This window comes from Marinomonas arctica (genome assembly GCF_003259225.1).
GTDB lineage: Bacteria > Pseudomonadota > Gammaproteobacteria > Pseudomonadales > Marinomonadaceae > Marinomonas > Marinomonas arctica.
The window spans coordinates 1-322 of record NZ_QHJF01000108.1; the positions used below are offsets into that span (position 1 = coordinate 1).

The 322-nt window shown below is 52.5% G+C and carries 1 other RNA gene; it reads left to right on the top strand.

Features of this window, described 5'->3' with window-relative positions:
- Window positions 1-322, top strand: a transfer-messenger RNA (tmRNA) gene (ssrA, locus tag DK187_RS21040).

Sequence of the window (322 nt, forward strand, 5' to 3'; positions counted from 1 at the left end):
CCTGGTTTCGACAGGGGTTGTGAAGCGGTCAGGGCATACCGAGGACCCGTCACCTCGTTAATCAATGGGAAAAACGTAACTGCAAACGACGATACGTTCGCACTGGCAGCCTAAGGGCCGCCGTCCTCTCACTAATTCGCTGACGGGTTAGGGTAGCAATACCGCGAGAGGTCATATACGTCAGATAAGTCTTGGTGGCGTCACGACGCCGAGATCGAAAATTTAGTGAATCGCCGTAACGCAGCGTGTTCGTCCGCGTCGTTGCGGTTAAATCAAAAGACAGAACTAAGTATGTAGAACTGGTCGTAGAGCGCTTCTGGAC